This is a genomic window from Ureaplasma zalophigenitalium, assembly GCF_025780055.1.
GTDB lineage: Bacteria > Bacillota_I > Bacilli_A > Mycoplasmatales > Mycoplasmoidaceae > Ureaplasma > Ureaplasma zalophigenitalium.
Genome location: NZ_JAOXHJ010000014.1, coordinates 1 through 2,137 on the forward strand (window position 1 = coordinate 1; position 2,137 = coordinate 2,137).

2 protein-coding genes are annotated in these 2,137 nt (G+C 27.3%); both read right to left on the bottom strand.

Features of this window, described 5'->3' with window-relative positions; genetic code table 4:
* Positions 1 to 403: 403 nt before the first annotated feature.
* Entirely contained in the window at positions 404 to 1,243 is an 840-nt protein-coding gene (locus OF365_RS03130; protein ID WP_263818160.1) for a KilA-N domain-containing protein, read from the bottom strand.
* Between the two features lie 508 nt (positions 1,244 to 1,751).
* Positions 1,752 to 2,137, bottom strand: a 386-nt coding sequence (locus tag OF365_RS03135) for a hypothetical protein (protein WP_263818161.1), incomplete at its 5' end; no start/stop codon positions are given.

The following is a 2,137-nucleotide window of genomic DNA, read 5'->3' on the forward strand; positions in this document are numbered from 1 at the left end:
TCAATGTATTCTTGTTTTAATTGTTCTAACATACATACTCCCTATATTTATACTCTAACTAATATTTTAATATATAAAACCGACTAGAACCGTTTTTATAAAAATCGTATCTTTATTTAAGGATTTTAATACATGGTTATAAAAATATAAAGATAGTAATAGTATTTATGTGAACTACTCCACTATTTAAGTTGTTCTGATGTTTACCACTAAAATTTTAAATAACAAAAATGGTAAGACTTTCGGATTATTTGCTCATTGATCTTACACTTTTAAATGTCAAAATTGAAAAAGATCTATATACTCTAATCGTATTTGCTCTATATCCTTATTTCATTAAATGAATTTTTATTTTTTGTTAATTGCTATTCTTTCCCCATACGAACATCACACTTTTAAATGATTACCGCTCTAATTTTTTAAAACTATTATCGTTAAGTTTTTCTAGTGCTATTAGCTGAGTTCTCGCAAGTTTTCTAAGCTCTATCATTCTATCTGCTTGGCTCATGCCCTTTTCTATCATTATGGCGTTATAACTTTGCATATTTGATAATACCAATAGTTGATTAAGACTTGCATAATCTCTAATATTACCCTTTGCGTCTTTATTTTCATCACACCACTGTTTAGATGTTTTATTGAATAATGCTACATTCAACATATCTGCTTCATTTGCATATTTAAAGGATAATTGCTCTTTAGTAAGGTCTACCTGTAAATAGGTTTTGATGGCATTTGTGTGAAGTTTATAATTGATTTTAGCGACTTCTCTATGCAAGTTCCAGGTAAGTGATAATTTGGAATTTTCGTCATTTTTTAACCTTTGGTAGTCTTTAATCATATAAAGTTCAAACTCTGCTGAAATCCAACTTGCGAACTTAAATGCTATATCTTTATGGGCATAAGTTCCACCATATCTCCCCATTTTAACAACTATACCAATAGCATTTGTAATTGTGATTCATTTCGTCGGAGAAAGAGTGAAGGTGTTCTGACCAGCTTTTGCCAAAACCCCCTCAAATTCGAGGTGGTTAAAATCAGCATTGTTTAAACTCTCCCAAATTCCTAAATATTCAATAGAATTATAGTTCCTTAATCAATTTGCGACCACTACATTGGGTTCTTCTGAGTTTTTATATCTTGCAATATCAGTTAAACTGATGTAGTCATTTTTAAAATCTTCAGTGTAAATTTGAATATCAAAACCCTTTACTTCAATTCTATCTTTTTTAGTTTGAGACATATAAATTCCTCCTTTTTGGATTGTGTTAAACTTATAAAATGATTTCGCAAGTACAATTTTAAACAGTACAGCCATGATTACTTTAGTTTCAAACTTAATGGAAACTGATTAAATTTACTTAAATATTTCGCTGTATGATTATTATGTCACAAAAAGCATATCCTAAATAAAGAACATTATATTATTATTTAACTCTAATAATCGGTTATTAGATTAGAAAAACAATAAAAAGTTAATTATTGAACCAAATCATTAAAATAACTTTTTACTATGACTTATAAGAGAAATGTTATTATTTTGCACTATTCTTTAATTATCATTATGGTGTCTTTAAAAAAATAAATGATAAGTAATGTGATTTATCGATCGTTTTGCTATGCTTCTGAATATTTACACATATTTTAACTTTTTTTATAAGTATTGATATAAATTAAGAAATAAAAAGCCAAATTGAGTTTTTGCTATTCTTTATTTTTTTATTCAACATATAAAGGAAGAATAAAAAGAATTAACCAAGATTACTATCTTTTCTAATTGCAGTAAATAAATCACTCATTGTCGTGTGATAACCTTTTTGTTTTAACAACAATTTTTGTATCCCTAAATGGTTGCTATCTCCCTGTAAATACATTCGGTTATTTTGGGTTCTATCCAAGTAAACAACTAGTAAAGTCAAGTGCTTAATTAGTGGTTGATAACGATTTTCATAATCATTTAATTCAGCAATGTATTGCTCAAACGCTTCAATAATCCCTTCGGATTTTAGGACATCAAAATCATCACTGCTTTTGATTTCGATAAATATTTCATGGTCATTATATTTAATTAAAAAATCGGGGTAACTATTTTTGATTTCAAACAGCGAATCTTTTTCATAATATTGAAAATTAATTC